The sequence below is a fragment of the Pseudomonas tolaasii NCPPB 2192 genome (assembly GCF_002813445.1).
GTDB classification, from domain to species: domain Bacteria; phylum Pseudomonadota; class Gammaproteobacteria; order Pseudomonadales; family Pseudomonadaceae; genus Aquipseudomonas; species Aquipseudomonas tolaasii.
On sequence record NZ_PHHD01000001.1, the window covers coordinates 2,112,001 to 2,128,225 of the forward strand.

13 protein-coding genes and 2 tRNA genes are annotated in these 16,225 nt (G+C 60.5%); 11 read left to right on the top strand and 4 right to left on the bottom strand.

Features of this window, described 5'->3' with window-relative positions; all coding sequences use genetic code 11:
- Positions 1–85 precede the first annotated feature (85 nt).
- From hflK to ATI14_RS09810, 5 genes are all read left to right on the top strand, one after another.
- Positions 86–1,261, top strand: coding sequence for an FtsH protease activity modulator HflK (gene hflK / locus ATI14_RS09790; protein WP_080520637.1), 1,176 nt, complete (start codon positions 86–88; stop codon positions 1,259–1,261).
- Entirely contained in the window at positions 1,261–2,127 is an 867-nt protein-coding gene (gene hflC, locus ATI14_RS09795; RefSeq protein WP_016972602.1) for a protease modulator HflC, read from the top strand. The genes hflK and hflC overlap by 1 nt, the downstream gene beginning before the upstream one ends.
- A gap of 302 nt (positions 2,128–2,429) precedes the next feature.
- The gene (locus ATI14_RS09800; RefSeq protein ID WP_016972601.1) at positions 2,430–3,617 is read left to right on the top strand and encodes an ATP phosphoribosyltransferase regulatory subunit; all 1,188 of its coding nucleotides are present in this window, start codon (positions 2,430–2,432) and stop codon (positions 3,615–3,617) included.
- A gap of 54 nt (positions 3,618–3,671) precedes the next feature.
- Positions 3,672–4,961 (top strand): adenylosuccinate synthase, encoded by a 1,290-nt coding sequence (locus ATI14_RS09805; protein ID WP_016972600.1) that lies wholly within the window; start codon positions 3,672–3,674, stop codon positions 4,959–4,961.
- Between the two features lie 139 nt (positions 4,962–5,100).
- On the top strand, positions 5,101–7,035 hold the full coding sequence (locus ATI14_RS09810; RefSeq protein WP_016972599.1) for a methyl-accepting chemotaxis protein: 1,935 nt from the start codon (positions 5,101–5,103) through the stop codon (positions 7,033–7,035).
- Between the two features lie 98 nt (positions 7,036–7,133).
- Here ATI14_RS09810 and ATI14_RS09815 read toward each other — a convergent pair whose 3' ends face one another.
- From ATI14_RS09815 to ATI14_RS09830, 4 genes are all read right to left on the bottom strand, one after another.
- Positions 7,134–8,699: an ABC transporter permease gene (locus tag ATI14_RS09815; RefSeq protein ID WP_016972598.1), complete on the bottom strand. Its 1,566-nt coding sequence runs from the start codon at positions 8,697–8,699 to the stop codon at positions 7,134–7,136.
- Positions 8,699–9,724: an extracellular solute-binding protein gene (locus ATI14_RS09820; protein ID WP_016972597.1), complete on the bottom strand. Its 1,026-nt coding sequence runs from the start codon at positions 9,722–9,724 to the stop codon at positions 8,699–8,701. Before ATI14_RS09820 ends, ATI14_RS09815 begins: the two co-directional genes overlap by 1 nt.
- Positions 9,725–9,869: 145 nt before the next feature.
- Positions 9,870–9,956: transfer RNA gene (locus ATI14_RS09825), tRNA-Leu, on the bottom strand.
- Positions 9,957–10,109: 153 nt separating this feature from the next.
- Positions 10,110–10,196, bottom strand: a tRNA-Leu gene (locus ATI14_RS09830).
- Positions 10,197–10,420: 224 nt separating this feature from the next.
- On the opposite strand from ATI14_RS09830, the gene rnr reads away from it, so the two are divergent.
- The 6 genes from rnr to rplI all read left to right on the top strand — a co-directional run bounded on the left by rnr (position 10,421) and on the right by rplI (position 16,188).
- Positions 10,421–13,057, top strand: a complete 2,637-nt coding sequence (gene rnr / locus ATI14_RS09835) for a ribonuclease R (RefSeq protein ID WP_016972596.1) — start codon at positions 10,421–10,423, stop codon at positions 13,055–13,057.
- Complete coding sequence (gene rlmB / locus ATI14_RS09840) at positions 13,054–13,809, top strand: 23S rRNA (guanosine(2251)-2'-O)-methyltransferase RlmB (RefSeq protein WP_016972595.1); 756 nt, start codon at positions 13,054–13,056, stop codon at positions 13,807–13,809. Before rnr ends, rlmB begins: the two co-directional genes overlap by 4 nt.
- A gap of 302 nt (positions 13,810–14,111) precedes the next feature.
- Complete coding sequence (rpsF, locus tag ATI14_RS09845) at positions 14,112–14,534, top strand: 30S ribosomal protein S6 (protein ID WP_010563335.1); 423 nt, start codon at positions 14,112–14,114, stop codon at positions 14,532–14,534.
- A 28-nt stretch (positions 14,535–14,562) separates the two neighbouring features.
- A complete protein-coding gene (rpsR, locus tag ATI14_RS09850; RefSeq protein ID WP_002551829.1) occupies positions 14,563–14,793 on the top strand; it encodes a 30S ribosomal protein S18 in 231 nt (76 codons plus the stop codon).
- Positions 14,794–14,829: 36 nt separating this feature from the next.
- Positions 14,830–15,723 carry a YybS family protein gene (locus ATI14_RS09855; protein ID WP_016972594.1) on the top strand — a complete coding sequence of 298 codons (894 nt, stop codon included), beginning with the start codon at positions 14,830–14,832 and terminating at the stop codon, positions 15,721–15,723.
- Positions 15,724–15,741: 18 nt separating this feature from the next.
- Complete coding sequence (rplI, locus tag ATI14_RS09860) at positions 15,742–16,188, top strand: 50S ribosomal protein L9 (protein WP_003171376.1); 447 nt, start codon at positions 15,742–15,744, stop codon at positions 16,186–16,188.
- Positions 16,189–16,225 lie beyond the last annotated feature (37 nt).

The window sequence follows — 16,225 nt, forward strand, 5'->3', positions numbered from 1 at the left end:
AGCGGTTGTGCCGCAGTAGCAGGCATTCTGTAGCATTGGTCGGCGCGCCGTGGGTGCGTCTTTGCTTTATCAGATGGAGAGCGCTATGGCTTGGAATGAGCCGGGTGGCAACTCGAATAATCAGGATCCTTGGGGTGGTAAGCGCCGCAATAACGGCGACCGCAAGGGGCCGCCGGATCTCGACGAGGCCTTCCGAAAGCTGCAGGAAAGCCTGAATGGGTTGTTCGGTGGTGGGAAAAAACGTGGTGGTGACGACGGCGGTCGCACAAGCAAGGGCGGTGGCTATGGCCTGCTGGGCCTGGGTCTTGTCGTGCTGGCGGCCGTTTGGCTGTACAGCGCCGTTTATGTAGTCGACGAGCAGGAGCAGGCCGTGGTGCTTCGCTTCGGCAAGTACTACGAGACGGTCGGACCAGGCCTGAACATCTACTTCCCGCCGATCGATAAGAAGTACATGGAGAACGTCACGCGTGAGCGTGCCTACACCAAGCAGGGCCAGATGCTGACCGAAGACGAGAACATCGTCGAAGTGCCGCTGACCGTGCAGTACAAGATCAGCAACCTGCAGGACTTCGTGCTGAACGTCGATCAGCCTGAAATCAGCCTGCAACACGCCACCGAAAGCGCCCTGCGCCACGTCGTCGGTTCTACCGCGATGGACCAGGTGCTGACCGAAGGTCGTGAGTTGATGGCCCGCGAGATCAAGGAGCGCCTGCAACGGTTCCTCGATACCTATCGCACCGGTATTACCGTGACCCAGGTGAACGTACAGAGCGCAGCGGCACCGCGTGAAGTGCAGGAAGCCTTTGACGACGTGATCCGTGCCCGTGAAGACGAGCAGCGTTCGCGCAACCAGGCTGAAACCTATGCCAACGGCGTCGTGCCGGAAGCCCGTGGTCAGGCCCAGCGTATCCTCGAGGATGCCAACGGTTACCGCGACGAAGTGGTCTCCCGCGCCAAGGGTGAGGCGGATCGCTTTACCAAGCTGGTCGCCGAGTACCGCAAGGCACCTGAAGTGACCCGCGAGCGTCTGTACCTGGACACCATGCAGGAAGTCTTCAGCAACACCAGCAAGGTGCTCGTGACCGGCAGCAAAGGTGGGCAGAACAACCTGCTGTACCTGCCGCTGGACAAGATGATCGAAGGTGGTCGCAGCGGTACCAGTACGCCGTCCACCAGTTCGAATGCCGCTGCCAATGAAGCGAGCGCCCGTGCGGCCGCTGACTTGCTGCAACAGCAAACACGTACCAGGGAGAGTCGTTGATGAGCAATAAATCGCTGACAGCCCTGATTGTGGGTGTCGTCGTGGTCATCGCTGCCTGGAACTGCTTCTACATCGTGTCTCAGACCGAGCGCGCGGTGTTGCTGCAATTCGGTCGTGTGGTGCAGGCGGATGTCCAGCCGGGCTTGCATGTGAAGGTCCCCTACGTGAACCAGGTGCGCAAGTTCGACGGCCGCCTGATGACCCTGGACGCACCGACACAGCGTTTCCTGACCCTGGAAAAGAAAGCCGTGATGGTTGACGCCTACGCCAAGTGGCGCGTCAAGGATGCCGAGCGCTTCTACACCGCGACCTCCGGCCTCAAGCAGATTGCTGACGAGCGTCTGTCGCGCCGTCTGGAATCGGGCCTGCGTGACCAGTTTGGTAAGCGCACCCTGCACGAGGTGGTCTCCGGTGAGCGCGACGCGTTGATGGCTGACATCACGCGCTCGCTGAATGGGATGGCGGAGAAAGAGCTGGGCATCGAAGTGATCGATGTTCGGGTCAAGGCCATCGACCTGCCGAAGGAAGTGAACCGCAGCGTGTTCGAGCGTATGAGCACCGAGCGTGAGCGTGAAGCCCGCGAGCACCGCGCCAAGGGTAACGAGTTGGCTGAAGGTATCCGTGCGGATGCCGACCGTCAGCGCCGTGTACTGCTGGCCGAAGCCTACCGCGAGTCTGAAGAGGCGCGAGGTGATGGTGATGCTCAGGCCGCGGCGATCTACGCCAAGGCTTACGGCCAGGACCAGGAGTTCTACGCGTTCTACCGTAGCCTGCGTGCCTACCGTGAAAGCTTCGCGAACAAAACCGACGTCATGGTGCTGGACCCAAGCAGCGATTTCTTTCGCTACCTGGAAAAAGCCAAGTAACAGCCTGTGACTTCAAGGCACACTCCGTCGGGCGGCTAAAACGCCTGGCGGGGTGATCCTTTCAGAAAACGGGTGTATGATGCGGCAGCCGGGAAATTCCCGGCTTTTTTGCGTCTGCATGTTTGATTGTTGTTATACGCCGCAGACGCCACAGATTTTTCGAGGAAAGTGCCCGACGAGGCCGCTGGCAGGCCATTTCGTCACGTCGTTCTTGCGCGTTGTTTATGCAGGGGCCGGGTATTTTCTGCTTCACTCAAGGCTCGGCCGAGGGCTGGCCGCCCGGATCATAGGGGATTGGCGTAATGGCAACGGTAGACCGCTGGCTGCTGCCAGATGGCATCGAAGAAGTACTGCCACCGGAAGCTGCGCGCATTGAAGTCGCGCGCCGTCAGGTGTTGGATCTGTTCCAGAGCTGGGGTTACGAGTTTGTCGTGACTCCCCATATCGAGTACCTGGAATCCCTGCTGACCGGCGCGGGCCAGGACCTGGATCTGCGCACCTTCAAGGTCATCGACCCGCAATCGGGCCGGCAAATGGGCTTTCGTGCCGACATCACGCCGCAAGTGGCGCGTATCGACGCACACACCCTGCGCCGTGAAGGCCCTAGCCGCTTGTGCTACGCCGGCAGTGTGCTGCATGCCCAGCCGCGCGCCTTGTCGTCGTCCCGCAGCCCCATTCAGTTGGGCGCCGAGTTGTACGGCGACGCCAGCCCAAGCAGCGACGTTGAAGTGATCAGCTTGATGCTGGCCATGCTGCAACTGGCTGACGTGCCGGATGTGCACATGGACCTCGGTCATGTCGGCATCTACCGCGGCCTGGCCCGTGCGGCTGGTTTGTCGGGTGAAGTGGAGCAGCAGTTGTTCGATGCCCTGCAACGCAAGGCAATCGACGAGGTCATCGCGCTGACCGCTGGCGTGCCTGCCGATCTGGCCGACATGCTGCGCGCACTGGTGAACCTGTGCGGTGGCCGTGAAGTGCTGGTGGCTGCGCGTGAGCGCCTGGCCAATGCGCCGGCCCCGGTACTGGCTGCACTGGACGATGTGCTGGCGATTGCCGAGCAGTTGTCGGCGCGCTTCCCGGAGCTGCCGCTGTACTTCGACCTGGGTGAATTGCGCGGTTACCACTACCACACCGGTGTGGTGTTCGCGGTGTTTGTACCGGGTGTTGGCCAGGCCATCGCCCAGGGCGGTCGTTATGACGATATCGGCGCCGATTTCGGGCGCGCACGTCCGGCGACCGGCTTTTCCACCGATTTGAAAACCCTGGTGACCCTGGGGCGTGCTGAGGTCGAGCTGCCGTCTGGTGGCATCTGGATGCCCGACAGTACGGACGCGGCACTCTGGCAGCAGGTTTGCCAGTTGCGCAGTGAGGGTCAGCGTGTCGTCCAGGCGTTGCCTGGGCAGCCATTGGCCGCCGCCCGTGAAGCGGACTGCGACCGGCAATTGATTCTGCAGAACGGGCTTTGGCAAGTATCGCCACTGGCTTCTTGAGTTTTCCTGCCGGCCATCGCCGGCACCAAGTTTGCGCGAATGAGGACAAGTGTTATGGGTAAGAATGTCGTAGTCCTGGGCACCCAATGGGGTGATGAGGGCAAAGGCAAGATCGTTGATCTGCTGACCGAACATGCCGCCGCCGTAGTGCGCTACCAAGGTGGCCACAACGCTGGCCACACCCTGGTCATCGATGGCGAAAAAACCGTCTTGCACCTGATCCCGTCGGGCGTGCTGCGCGAAGGCGTGCAGTGCCTGATCGGCAACGGCGTAGTGGTTGCACCTGATGCACTGCTGCGTGAGATCACCAAGCTGGAAGAGAAAGGCGTACCGGTGCGCGAGCGCCTGCGTATCAGCCCGTCCTGCCCGCTGATCCTGTCCTTCCACGTCGCGCTGGACCAGGCCCGTGAAAAGGCCCGTGGCGAGCTGAAGATCGGCACCACCGGTCGTGGCATCGGCCCGGCTTACGAAGACAAGGTTGCCCGTCGTGGCCTGCGTGTGGGCGACCTGCTCAACATGCCGCGCTTTGAAGACAAGCTGCGTGAGCTGGTGGATTACCACAACTTCATGCTGGTCGGTTACTACAAAGAGCCGGCCATCGAGTTTGAAAAGACCCTGGCCGAGTGCAAGGAATACGCCGAGCTGCTCAAGCCGCTGATGCTGGACGTGACTGCCGAGCTGCACGACCTGCGTCGCGCCGGCAAAGACATCATGTTCGAAGGCGCCCAAGGCTCCCTGCTGGACATCGACCACGGCACCTACCCGTACGTGACCAGCTCCAACACCACTGCTGGCGGCGTTGCCACCGGTTCCGGCGTTGGCCCGATGTTTCTGGACTACATCCTGGGCATCACCAAGGCTTACACCACGCGCGTAGGTTCGGGCCCATTCCCGACCGAGCTGTTCGACGAAGTCGGCGCTCACCTGGCCAAGCAAGGTCACGAGTTCGGCGCTACCACCGGCCGTGCGCGTCGTTGCGGCTGGTTCGACGCGGTTATCCTGCGTCGCGCTATCGATGTGAACAGCATCTCGGGCATCTGCCTGACCAAGCTGGACGTGCTCGACGGCCTGGAAACCATCAACATCTGCATCGGCTACAAAGATGCGCAAGGTAAAGATGTGGCCCCGACCGACGCAGACAGCTACGTAGGCCTGCAGCCAGTGTACGAAGAAGTGCCGGGCTGGACCGAATCGACCGTGGGTGCCAAAACCCTGGAAGAGCTGCCAGCCAACGCCCGTGCTTACATCAAGCGTGTGGAAGAGCTGATCGGCGCGCCAATCGACATTATTTCGACGGGCCCTGACCGCAACGAGACCATCGTTCTGCGTCACCCGTTCGCTTAATAAGCTGTTGATGTAGAAAGCAAAGGGCTCCTTCGGGAGCCCTTTTTCGTTTCCGGCTGGCAAACGGCACGACCCTTGCTATGGTTCTTTCTTTCGCGGTGCTAGCAATTTAATGGCACCCGTGGTGGAGGGATTCATAGTGTCTGCCGTTCTCTCATTGTTACAAAGCCGGCTGTTGCGGCCGGTATTCGTTACCCTGGGTATCGCCCTTTTGGTGCAAGTGCTGGTGGCTGTCGCGCTGACGCGGAGCACAGTCACGGCGCTGGAAGCTGATTTGGGTAATCGCCTGGGTATCGACAGCCAGAAATTGTCTGGCGAGCTGGCGCAAGCCGGCAAGGAAGTCACCTCCAGCCTGGACAGCTTGTCTTCCAGCACCCGTCAGCGCCTGACCGGTGGTTTGTCATCGCGCTTGCAGGAAGAGCAGAAGCAACTGCGGGCGACGCTGGAAAAAGACCTGCAGGACTCTGCCAACGACATGGCGCAGCTATTGGCCTCGGTGGCGCCGCGCGCCATGTGGGACAGCGATGTGCCGACGTTGTCGGAGTTTGCCCGGCGTGCCCAGCGCAATCCCAATGTGTTGTTCGTGGTTTACGACGACGCGGCGGGCGAGCACCTGACGCGGTACCTGAACCGGGAAAACCCGATCAATCAGGCCTTGCTGGCGAAAGGGCAGGGAGATCGTGCACTCGACAAAGTGCTCAATGCGGCGAAAAACGACCCGTCGGTGTACTACGTTGAGGCCTCCATCAGCCCTAACGGAGTGGAAATCGGCAAGGTCATCATGGGCGTTTCGACGGCCTCGGTTGAGACTGATCTCGCCGCGCTGGACAAGCGGTTTGCGGCGCTGATTGCCAGCAGCGATCAGTTGGTGGGCGACAGCCTGCAAGGTGCCGCAGCGGACAGCGCGACGGCCATGGGCGCGCGCCTGCAATCGGCACAAGCCACCGCCACTCAGATGACCGCCAACACCAGCAGCGCCGTGCAGGACGCCGCCGGCACGTTGCGCTGGCGCATCGGCCTGGGGCTGGCGATTGTCGGGTTCGGCGTGTTGCTGCTCATCGCTATCGTGCTGGGCCGTCGCGTGGTCAATCGCCTGAAGCTGCTGATCGCCGCCATGGATGACCTGGCGGCGGGGGAGGGAGACCTCACCAAGCGCGTGCAGATCAACAGCAAGGACGAAATCGGCGACATGGCTTCGGCGGTCAATCGCTTTGTGGATAAGTTGCAGCCCATCGTGCGTGAGGCAGGTGATGTGGCTCAGCGTACCGGCGTGGAAATCGGCGCCATGACCTTGCGCAACGCCGGAGCCGATGCGGCGGCAGGTTTGCAGCGTGATGAGGTGGCCGAGAGCTTGCGCGCGCTGTCGCAAATGGCCGATGAGGCCCAGGCGGAAAGCCATGCGATGCAGGCCGCGTTGCAGCAGGTGGTGGATATTCGCCAGGCCACGGATGAGAACTCGCGGACTTCTGCAGAAGTGGGCAGCTTGATTGAGGCACTGGCGGGCCAGGTGCAGGCCGGGTCCAAAGTGATTGAGCGTCTGGCGCAACAAAGTGAGCAGATTGAGGTGGTGCTGACGGTGATTCACGGTATCGCCGAGCAGACCAATTTGCTCGCGCTCAACGCTGCCATTGAAGCCGCGCGGGCGGGTGAAACCGGGCGTGGCTTTGCCGTGGTGGCGGACGAAGTGCGGGCGCTGGCCAGCAAGACTCAAAGCTCCACCGGCGACATTCAGGCGCACATCGTGGCGTTGCAGCAAGGCGCGCGAGAAGCGGTGGAAACTATCAGCAAGGCGGGGCGCCAAGCCAGCGAAGGGTTGCTGGTGTTACGTGACAGTGTGCGCTTGCAGCAGACGGTGCAGGCGTCGGTGGAGCAGGTGCATGCGGCTATCGGCCTGGCGACGCGTGCGGCTGAGCATCAGGCCAAAGGCGCGCATGCGGTGCGTGGCCGGGTCGAGGTGATTCATGCCCAGGCCGAGCGTGCGGCGCAGGCGGTCGTGGAGACCACCGCCAGTGGCAAGGTGCTGGATGGGTTGGCGGCGCAGTTGAAGGCGAGTTTGGGGCAGTTTCGGGCTTAGTGTTGTCTGCTCTGGCCCTATCGCAGGCAAGCCAGCTCCCACATTTTGATAGGTGAACACAGTCAAATGTGGGAGCTGGCTTGCCTGCGATAGCGGTCTCAGCGGCTCAGATACATCCGGGTTGTAAGCAAATAAACCGGCAGCCCCGACACCAGAATCAACAACGCTGCATAAGGCGCGGCCGCTGCAAACTCCACATTCGAGGTATGCGCCCACACCGCTGTCGCGAGTGTGTTCAGCCCGGTCGGACTCAGCAACAACGTCGCCGTCAATTCCTTCATCGCATCCAGAAACACCAGCGCAAATGCGGCCCCCAGTGCCGGGAAGATGATCGGCAGGGTCACCCGACAAAACGCACTGAACGAGGATGCGCCCAGCGTGCGGGCCGCTTCTTCGAGCTGCGGCGCAGCTTTGTTCAGGGCGGTACGAATCGGCGCCTGGGCCAGCGGCAAAAACAGCAGCGCGTAGGCAATCAGCAGCAACGCCGAGGTCTGGTACAGCGCCGGCACATAGTGCAATGCGAAAAACACCAGCGTCAGCGCAATCACTAAGCCGGGCAAAGCGTGCAGCAGGTACGGCAAGCGTTCGGCCCAGATCGCCAGTTGGCCTTTGTAGCGCACCACCAGCAACCCGACCGGCACCGCCAGCACCAGACAAAGCGCGGCGCCGCCGAGGGACAGCGCCAAAGAGGACAGCAACGCTTCACCAATTTCGGCTACCGGGAAAGCGGCGGAAGAACCCACGGCCAACCAATAACCCAACATCCCCAGCGGGATCCCGCTGCCGATGATCGCCAGCACCAGGCAATACACCTGGCCCAATGGCGTCCATTTACCCAGTCGCACCTGTTCGGCGTGCCGTGCAGCACCCTGGCCGATGCGCACATGGCGGCCTTTGCCACGCACGCGCAACTCCAGCCACAGCAGCGTCAAGCACATCACCAGCAATACCGCCGACAGCATTGCGGCGTTGGCATTGCTGAATTCCAGTTCGAACTGCTGGTAGATCGCAGTGGTGAAGGTCTGCAAGCCGATGATCGACAACGCGCCGAATTCCACCAGCATATGCAAGGCGATCAGCAGCGCCCCGGCCAGTATAGAAGGCCACAGCAGTGGCAACGTAATGCGAAAGAACACGCCCCAGCGATTCAGTCCAAGCGTGCGAGCCGATTCTTCAAGAGACGGGTCAAGATTGCGCAGCGTCGCCGCCACCGGCAGAAACACCAGCGGGTATTTGGACAGGCTCATTACCAGAATCGCCCCGCCCAGCCCCTCAAAGTTGGCGCTCAGTGACACCCAGGTAAAGCTGCTGACAAACGCCGGTACCGCAAACGGCAGGCACAAAATCACGCCCCAGATTCGCCGCCCCGGCAGGTTGCTGCGCTCCAGCAGCCAGGCCAGGGACAAGCCGATCACGCCGCAGGCTACGGTGACGCCAACCATCAATGCCAGTGTGTTGCACAGCAGCCCGAACACATAAGGCCGCCACAGCAAATGCACGGCTTCTGACCAGCCGGCCTGCCACGCTTTGGTTGCGACATAGGCCAGCGGCAGCAGGCTCAGGCCGACCAAAAACAGTACGGGCAGCAGCAGCCAGATCGACGGGCGCTTGCGCCTTGAGCTGAAACCCCCGCGCAGGGCGGGGGCGGGTAGCGACGGGTTCATCAGTTCAGGCCAACGTCACGTTCCAGGTCCAGGGCTTCTTCTGCGTTGCCCAGGTCTGCCGGCGTGACTTTCGGCGGTTGCAGCTCGCTGAAAGGCTTGAGGCCACGGCTGGATTCCATGCCTTTGCGCAGCGGGTATTCGGCCGAGGTGTTGGTGATCACGCGCTGGCCTTCTTCGCTGGCCATGAAGGCGAGTAACTGCTGGGCTTCCTTGGGGTGCTTGCTGGATTTGAGCGCCGCCGCCGAAGACACGGTGATCAGGCCGCCAGCGTCGCCGTCGGTGAAGTAATGCAGTTGGGAATCCAGGTTGGTTTTTTCTTTCTTCAGGGCGAACCAGTAGTAGTTGTTCACCAGCACGGTGGCCACTTCGCCTTTTTCCACGGCTTTGAGGGCGACCATATTGTTGCTGTACACCTTGCCGAATGCGCGCAGGCCGGTCAGCCATTCTTCGGCGGCTTCGCGACCGTGCAGCTTGATGATTGCCACGGCTTGTTCCTGGAAAGCGCCGCTGGTGGGCACGAAGCCGACCTTGCCTTGCCACTCGGGCCCGGCGAAATCCAGTACGGACTTGGGCAGGTCTTTTTCGGCGATCAATTTCGGGTTGAAGGCTACGACTCGGGTACGTGCGGTTACGCCCATCCAGTCGCCGTTGGCGCCCACGTAATCCTTGGGCAATACGTCGAGGGTACTGGCATCGATCCTGGCCAGCAGGCCTTGTTCGCCGAGTTTGTTCAGCGGCGGCGATTCTTCGGTGTAAATCACGTCGGCAGGCGAGCGATCGCCTTCTTCCACAACCTGGCTGGCGAGCTGGTTGCTGCTGCCTTTGCGCACGTTGACGTGGATGCCGGTCTTGGCTTCGAAGGCCTTGGCGAGTTCATCGCCCACTTCTTTGTGTTGGCCGTTGTAGAGGGTCAGCGAGACCTTGTCGGCGGAATAGGCGGCGGGCGAGAGCAGGGACAGGCTGAGCAGGGTGAGGGTCAGGCCACGCAGGAGAGATGTCTTGAGATGGGTATTGCGGATCATCATCCGGAAGTTTCCTCGCTTGAATGCAACAAATCATTGCAAGGATAAACGATAAACCTTCTCAAGTGCGGCGAAGGGGGGAAATCAGGTGTGAGGTTTTCAAACCCCGGAAACGAAAAAACCCGCTTTCGCGGGTTTGATCTGAATTTGGTGCCCAGGAGAAGACTCGAACTTCCACGACCGTAAGGTCACCAGCACCTGAAGCTGGCGTGTCTACCAATTTCACCACCTGGGCATTTCTCAGCAGCGCTTGCGCTGTTGATGGAGCGAACTATACGGAGGGCTTTTTGATCTGTAAACCCCTGATTCAAAAAAATAAATCGGGTTTTGCGTTAAAAATCAAAGACCTGAAACGAAAAAACCCGCTTTCGCGGGTTTGATCTGAATTTGGTGCCCAGGAGAAGACTCGAACTTCCACGACCTTGCGATCACCAGCACCTGAAGCTGGCGTGTCTACCAATTTCACCACCTGGGCAGCATCAACCACGTTGCCGTCGTCGATGGCGCGCACTATACGGAGCGATTTTTGAGCTGTAAACCCCCGCCACGAAAAAAGTCTGGAAAATTTCGCCAATGGTCGTGCAAGGTGCCTGCCAGGGGCTGCAAAGGGCTTTTAAACGCTTGTTGATGCCTGAAATTTCCCGTTTCAATACGCGTATGCCAAACTAACCCGCATATAGACAAGGTGAAAACTCTCTAATGGCCGATTGGCAGTCCCTCGATCCCGAGGCCGCTCGTGAAGCGGAAAAATATGAAAACCCTATTCCTAGCCGCGAACTGATCCTGGCGCATCTCGCCGATCGGGGTTCGCCTGCTAGCCGCGAGCAGCTGGTTGAAGAATTCGGTCTGACCACCGAAGACCAACTCGAAGCGCTGCGCCGCCGCCTGCGCGCCATGGAGCGCGACGCACAACTGATCTACACCCGCCGTGGCACTTACGCGCCTGTGGACAAACTCGACCTGATCCTGGGCCGCATCGCCGGCCACCGTGACGGCTTCGGCTTCCTGATCCCGGACGATGGCAGCGATGACCTGTTCATGAGCCCGGCGCAAATGCGCCTGGTGTTCGATGGCGACCGTGCCCTGGCGCGCGTTTCCGGCCTGGACCGTCGTGGTCGCCGTGAAGGCGTGATCGTTGAAGTGGTGTCCCGTGGTCACGAGACCATCGTCGGTCGTTATTTCGAAGAAGGTGGCATCGGTTTTGTCGTGCCGGACAACCCCAAGGTTCAGCAGGAAGTGCTGATCACCCCGGGCCGCAACGCCAATGCCAAGATCGGCCAGTTCGTCGAGGTGAAAATCACCCACTGGCCGACCCCGCGCTTCCAGCCGCAGGGTGATGTGATCGAAGTGGTCGGCAACTACATGGCGCCGGGCATGGAAATCGATGTGGCGCTGCGCACCTACGATATCCCGCACGTTTGGCCTGAAGCTGTCGTCAAAGAAGCACGCAAGCTCAAGCCTGAAGTGGAAGAGAAGGACAAAGAGAAGCGCATCGATCTGCGCCATCTGCCGTTCGTCACCATCGACGGTGAAGACGCCCGCGACTTCGACGACGCCGTTTACTGCGAAGCCAAGCCGGGCAAGCTGCGCCTGTTCTCCGGTGGCTGGAAACTGTACGTGGCGATTGCCGACGTCTCCAGCTACGTGAAGATCGGCTCGGCCCTCGATGCCGAGGCCCAGGTGCGCGGCAACTCGGTGTACTTCCCCGAGCGCGTGATTCCGATGCTGCCGGAAGAACTGTCCAACGGCCTGTGCTCGCTGAACCCGAAAGTCGACCGTTTGGCCATGGTGTGCGAGATGACCATCTCGAAAACCGGCGAAATGACCGATTACCAGTTCTACGAGGCGGTGATCCATTCCCAGGCACGCCTGACCTACAACAAGGTCAGCACCATCCTGGAACAGCCGAAAACCAGCGAAGCCAAGGCCTTGCGTGGTGAATACGCTGGCGTGGTTCCTCACCTCAAACAGCTGTATGCGCTGTACAAAGTGTTGCTGGGCGCTCGTCACACCCGTGGCGCGATCGATTTTGAAACCCAGGAAACCCGAATTGTCTTCGGTTCCGAGCGCAAAATTGCCGCGATCACCCCGACTACCCGAAATGACGCGCACAAGCTGATCGAGGAATGCATGCTGGCGGCCAACGTGGCCACCGCTGAATTCCTGAAAAAGCACGAAATTCCTGCGTTGTACCGCGTGCACGACGGCCCGCCGCCGGAGCGCCTGGAAAAACTGCGCGCGTTCCTTGGCGAGCTCGGCCTGTCCCTGCACAAAGGCAAGGATGGCCCGACGCCGAAGGATTACCAGGCCCTGCTGGCCAGCATCAAGGACCGTCCGGATTACCACGTAATCCAGACCGTGATGCTGCGTTCCTTGAGCCAGGCGGTGTACAGCGCCGACAATCAGGGCCACTTCGGCCTGAATTACGAGGCGTATACCCACTTCACCTCGCCGATTCGCCGTTACCCGGACTTGCTCACGCACCGCGCCATCCGCAGCGTGATCCATTCCAAGCAAAACACCCCGCACGTCAAGCGCGCCGGCGCCATGACCATTCCGAAGGCGCGAATCTATCCGTACGACGAAGCGGCGCTGGAACAACTGGGCGAGCAGTGCTCCATGAGCGAGCGCCGCGCCGACGAAGCCACCCGCGACGTGGTGAACTGGCTCAAGTGCGAGTTCATGAAGGATCGCGTGGGCGAGTCGTTCCCGGGCGTGATCACGGCCGTGACCGGTTTTGGCCTGTTTGTGGAGTTGACTGATATCTACGTGGAAGGCCTGGTGCACGTCACTGCCTTGCCGGGTGACTACTACCACTTCGACCCTGTGCATCACCGCCTGGCGGGCGAGCGCACCGGTCGCAGCTTCCGTTTGGGCGACACCGTGGAAGTGCAGGTCATGCGCGTCGACCTCGACGAGCGCAAGATCGACTTCGGCATGTCCGACAAGCCGGCTGAATCGCCTGGTAACCGTAAAAACCGCGACAGCAAAACCTCGACGCCGGCCGCCAAAGGCAAAGACACTCCTGCGAAAGCAGCCGCCACCGAGCCTGCGCCAGCCAAGCCGGCTCGCCGTTCTTCTGCCAAGGACAAGGCCCCCGAAGCCTACCGCCCAAGCGACGCGGCGGCGAAAAACGCCGAAGTGCGCAAGAGCCGTGAGTTGAAGCAGCAGTTGCTCAACGAAGCCAAAAGCGGTGGTAAAGCGGCGTCTGGGGGAAAGTCTCGCGGGGCGGAAAATCCGTCGAGCAAGCCAAGCAAACATCGTAAAGGCCCGCCAAAAGCGGGTTCGGCTCCCGCGAAAAGCGGCGGGTCGCGCAAACCTAAGGCCAAGTCATGAGTCTGGAAAAAATCTACGGCGTGCACGCTGTAGAAGCATTGCTGCGTCACCACCCGAAACGCGTCAAGCAGGTTTGGCTGGCGGAAGGTCGCAGCGAACCGCGCGTTCAAGCGCTGGTTGAGCTGGCCACGCAGAACAAGGTCGCCCTCGGCCAGGCCGAGCGTCGTGAAATGGATGTGTGGGTTGAAGGCGTTCACCAGGGCGTGGTGGCGGACGTAAGCCCGAGCCAGGTCTGGGGCGAGGCCATGCTCGACGAACTGCTCGACCGCACCGAAGGCGCGCCGCTGTTGTTGGTGCTGGACGGCGTGACCGACCCGCACAACCTTGGCGCCTGCCTGCGTTCGGCGGATGCTGCCGGCGCGCTGGCGGTGATCGTGCCCAAAGACAAGTCGGCCACGCTGACGCCCGTCGTGCGTAAAGTGGCCTGTGGCGCGGCGGAAGTCATTCCACTGGTGGCGGTGACCAACCTGGCGCGTACCCTGGAAAAACTCCAGCAGCGCGGCCTTTGGGTCGTGGGCACGGCGGGCGAGGCCGAGGTCAGCATTTATGACCAGGACCTTACCGGCCCGACCATCCTGATCATGGGCGCCGAAGGCAAAGGCATGCGTCGCCTGACCCGCGAGCATTGTGATTACCTGGTGCACCTGCCGATGGCCGGTAGTGTCAGCAGTTTGAACGTGTCGGTCGCCACCGGCGTGTGCCTGTTTGAAGCGCAGCGCCAGCGTGGCGCGAAGGCCAAGACCAGGAAGTAATCAGGTCTGGCTTGTGTGGGAGCTGGCTTGCCTGCGATGCAGACACCTCGGTCGTTCAGTCATACCGAGGTGATGCTATCGCAGGCAAGCCAGCTCCCACATTTGTTTGTGCCTGGTTGAGAAAGGGTGATTGTTCAAATAATCACCAATCACCTTGCACGCTTTCTCCCCCTTCTCTACAATTGCGCCCCTTGCCTTCCTGGCAGGCACTGATGTGCCTCCCTGCGGCAAGATCCATAAGTGTCATTCACTCCTTGTCTGACCGTTTTTGAGCGGCAGGCTACAACCCGTAAGGAGCATTCATGCGTCATTACGAAATCATCTTTTTGGTCCACCCGGATCAAAGCGAGCAAGTCGGCGGCATGGTTGAGCGTTACACCAAGCTGATCGAAGAAGACGGCGGCAAAATCCACCGTCTGGAAGATTGGGGCCGTCGTCAACTGGCCTACGCAATCAACAATGTTCACAAGGCTCACTACGTGATGCTGAACGTTGAGTGCACTGGCAAGGCCCTGGCCGAGCTGGAAGACAACTTCCGCTACAACGATGCTGTGATCCGTAACCTGGTCATCCGTCGCGAAGAAGCCGTTACCGGCCAATCCGAGATGCTCAAGGCTGAAGAAAACCGCAGTGAGCGCCGTGAGCGTCGCGACCGTCCTGAGCACGAAGGCGCTGATAGCGTTGATAGTGATGACAGCGACAACAGCGATAACGCTGACGAGTAATCCACGGACCTTTTAAGGAGCCTATCAAATGGCACGTTTCTTCCGTCGTCGTAAATTCTGCCGCTTCACCGCTGAAGACGTGAAAGAGATCGATTACAAAGATCTCAACACTCTGAAAGCCTACGTATCCGAGACCGGCAAAATCGTTCCAAGCCGTATCACCGGTACCAAAGCACGTTATCAGCGTCAGCTGGCCACCGCTATCAAGCGCGCCCGCTTCCTGGCCCTGCTGGCCTACACCGACAGCCACGGCCGCTGAGACCGGGCAGTCGACAAGTAGTAAGGGATTGAATGCATGCGCGCCTTAGCTGAGTTCATCATGCGCGGTCGCGTGCAGGCCACTCTGGTAGTGGCTGGATGTGCGGCATTGCCGTTGCTTTATTGGTTGGGTGCTGCCGCCGGTTGCCTTGTGCTGCTGCGGCGCGGTTTGAAGGACGCCCTTGGCGTTCTTGCCCTGGGATTGTTGCCGGCCTTGATCTGGTGGCTGCAATTCGGTGATCCACGGGTACTTCTGGTACTGCTGGGGTCGTCGGGCCTTGCGTTGGTTTTACGCGCAAGTGAGTCCTGGGTCCGCACGCTGCTGGTCAGCGTGGCATTGGGGTTGGTGTACTCAGTGATGCTTGGCGCGGCTTTCCGCCCGCAAATCGAGGCGCTGTCGCAAGAGATCGTCAAGATCCTGCCGATGGCCCTCGGGGATCTCTACCAGCAATTGTCGGTAGATGAGCGAGCGCGGTTTGCGTCACTGATTGCCCCGGTCCTGACCGGCCTGATAGCGGCGTTGTTGCAGGTCGTCAGCGTGCTGAGCCTGATTCTCGGGCGTTATTGGCAGGCGTTGTTGTACAACCCGGGTGGTTTTGGTCGCGAGTTTCGCGAAGTCAGAATCCCTGCGGGGCCGGCGATGTTGCTGCTGGCGTGCATGGTTGTCGGGCCGAACTTCGGTCCACAGATGGCCTTGCTGGCGCCGATTTGCAGCGTACCGCTGGTGTTTGCCGGGCTGGCCCTGATTCACGGGCTGGTTGCGCGAAAGCGCCTGGCCAGGTTCTGGCTGGTGGGGTTGTACGTGACGCTGTTGCTGTTCATGCAGCTGATCTATCCGTTACTCGTGGTTTTGGCCATTGTCGACGGCCTGATTGATTTTCGCGGTCGTCTGGCATCGAAAGATGCCGATAACGCGAACGGTGAAGGTTAAAAGTTAGAGGATTTTCACATGCAACTGATCCTTCTGGAAAAAGTCGCCAACCTGGGCAACCTGGGCGACAAAGTGAACGTTAAGGCCGGTTACGGTCGTAACTACCTGCTGCCATACGGCAAAGCCACCGCTGCAACCGCTGCCAACCTGGCTGCGTTTGAAGAGCGTCGCGCTGAGCTGGAAAAAGCCGCAGCAGACAAAAAAGCGTCGGCCGAAACTCGCGCTGCCCAACTGGCTGAGCTGGAAGTGACTATCACTGCCACCGCCGGTGACGAAGGCAAGCTGTTCGGTTCGATCGGCACCCACGACATCGCTGATGCACTGACCGCCTCCGGCGTTGAAGTGCAGAAGAGCGAAGTTCGTCTGCCGAACGGCACCATCCGCAACGTAGGCGAATTCGACGTAGCCGTGCACCTGCACGCCGAAGTTGAAGCCACCGTACGCGTTGTCGTGGTAGCAGCTTAAGCCGCACCTAACTGACTGGCACCTCGCGTGCCAGGCG

What these genes read in the sequence shown, in the direction of transcription:
- hflK (WP_080520637.1), top strand. Translation starts at nt 86, where the DNA reads ATGGCTTGGAATGAGCCGGGTGGCAACTCGAATAATCAGGATCCTTGG.
- hflC (WP_016972602.1), top strand. Translation starts at nt 1,261, where the DNA reads ATGAGCAATAAATCGCTGACAGCCCTGATTGTGGGTGTCGTCGTGGTC.
- ATI14_RS09800 (WP_016972601.1), top strand. Translation starts at nt 2,430, where the DNA reads ATGGCAACGGTAGACCGCTGGCTGCTGCCAGATGGCATCGAAGAAGTA.
- ATI14_RS09805 (WP_016972600.1), top strand. Translation starts at nt 3,672, where the DNA reads ATGGGTAAGAATGTCGTAGTCCTGGGCACCCAATGGGGTGATGAGGGC.
- ATI14_RS09815 (WP_016972598.1), bottom strand. Translation starts at nt 8,699, where the DNA reads ATGAACCCGTCGCTACCCGCCCCCGCCCTGCGCGGGGGTTTCAGCTCA.
- ATI14_RS09820 (WP_016972597.1), bottom strand. Translation starts at nt 9,724, where the DNA reads ATGATGATCCGCAATACCCATCTCAAGACATCTCTCCTGCGTGGCCTG.
- rnr (WP_016972596.1), top strand. Translation starts at nt 10,421, where the DNA reads ATGGCCGATTGGCAGTCCCTCGATCCCGAGGCCGCTCGTGAAGCGGAA.
- rlmB (WP_016972595.1), top strand. Translation starts at nt 13,054, where the DNA reads ATGAGTCTGGAAAAAATCTACGGCGTGCACGCTGTAGAAGCATTGCTG.
- rpsF (WP_010563335.1), top strand. Translation starts at nt 14,112, where the DNA reads ATGCGTCATTACGAAATCATCTTTTTGGTCCACCCGGATCAAAGCGAG.
- rpsR (WP_002551829.1), top strand. Translation starts at nt 14,563, where the DNA reads ATGGCACGTTTCTTCCGTCGTCGTAAATTCTGCCGCTTCACCGCTGAA.
- ATI14_RS09855 (WP_016972594.1), top strand. Translation starts at nt 14,830, where the DNA reads ATGCGCGCCTTAGCTGAGTTCATCATGCGCGGTCGCGTGCAGGCCACT.
- rplI (WP_003171376.1), top strand. Translation starts at nt 15,742, where the DNA reads ATGCAACTGATCCTTCTGGAAAAAGTCGCCAACCTGGGCAACCTGGGC.